General features: G+C 55.5%; 1 pseudogene. It reads right to left on the bottom strand.

The features are described from left to right. A pseudogene (locus B4F73_RS03230) lies at positions 1-737 on the bottom strand (AMP nucleosidase); the annotation flags it as partial. Positions 738-787: the final 50 nt, after the last annotated feature.

Genomic DNA, 787 nt, shown 5'->3' with positions numbered 1-787 from the left:
GTTCGGGACGTGTCGGTGGGCTCAGAGACCTCCAACCCGCCCGGAACAGATAGAGACGTGTAGTGATTGTCTTCTGTCAGCTTGTCCAACGCCCAGTCACAAAACGCATCGACGTAACGGTGATAGTTCGTGAACAGCACATAATGCTGGAAATGCTCAACGGGCGTACCGCAATAATGTTGCAGCCGCTTCAGAGAGAAATCGACTCGCTGCGCGTCGAACAATGCCAGTGGATGGGTTTCATAGGGCTCGTATAGCTCCCCATCGGCCACTTCATCACCAATATCGGCAAGGTTTGGACTTGGGAAGTGACGCGCCAGTTCAGCTGGCGAGATCTCGTCAAGTCCACTGGCCTGCCCCTGCTCCCACACATAGGCATACGGAATTTCGGAATCCGACTGCTCGACATACACATCAATGTCATAGTCCCGCATCAACAGGGAGAGCTGTTCTGTCAGATAGTCGCGGAAAAAGTCCGGCCTCGTGATGGTGGAAACATATGTGCCAGCTTCTGACATCTTGCCGAAGGCGCGCGAAATCGGCGGGGGTGGTCCGTCGGGATTGTAGACGATCCTGATTTGCGGATAGCAGAACGCGCCGGATTCGCGCAGCGCGGGCGCCGGTGGCTTTCCGGAATGAAGGAACATGTCCAGGGCCGAGGACAGGGCGGAAACGGCGTCGGAATACAGGTTTTCCAGCGCATCTATAACGTGTTCGGGTGTGTTCAATTTCGACATGGCGTCAAATGGCGGGATTGCGACGTTCTGTCAATCTACGAGCCTGAGCC

It is taken from the genome of Hyphomonas sp. UBA3601 (genome assembly GCF_002375605.1).
In the GTDB taxonomy this organism is placed as follows: Bacteria; Pseudomonadota; Alphaproteobacteria; order Caulobacterales; family Hyphomonadaceae; genus Hyphomonas.
The sequence above is the reverse complement of the archived record's forward strand: the minus strand, read 5'-3'. Positions and strand labels throughout refer to the sequence as shown.